The following is a 303-nucleotide window of genomic DNA, read 5'->3' on the forward strand; positions in this document are numbered from 1 at the left end:
GAACCTGCTCGACAGTATGGCGCAGTGTATGCGCGCCCGGGCGCTCTATCCAGCTACGGGGGAGCGTCTGGCGCGCATTTCCGACAGCTTCGGCCAGCGCATCGGCAGGGTTGTCCTGACCGTCCGGTCACAGGATCTGTGGTGGGCATCAGTCGCGCCAGTTCGGCCTGACGGGGGGTGCGCACATGCACCTTCAGGTCCGCCCCCCGGGTGCGAATGCGGAAGCCTCCCGAGATCTTGCCGACTTTCATCACCAGCGGCGTGTCCTCCACCTGCATTTCGGCCAGCTGGTCGCCCGGCGTC

At 66.7% G+C, this 303-nt stretch carries 1 pseudogene; it reads right to left on the reverse strand.

Going from position 1 to position 303, the window contains the following annotated elements:
• Positions 1-131 precede the first annotated feature (131 nt).
• A pseudogene (locus A3728_RS23255) lies at positions 132-303 on the reverse strand (hypothetical protein); the annotation flags it as partial.

The organism is Sulfitobacter sp. HI0040 (assembly GCF_001634885.1).
In the GTDB taxonomy this organism is placed as follows: Bacteria; Pseudomonadota; Alphaproteobacteria; order Rhodobacterales; family Rhodobacteraceae; genus Sulfitobacter.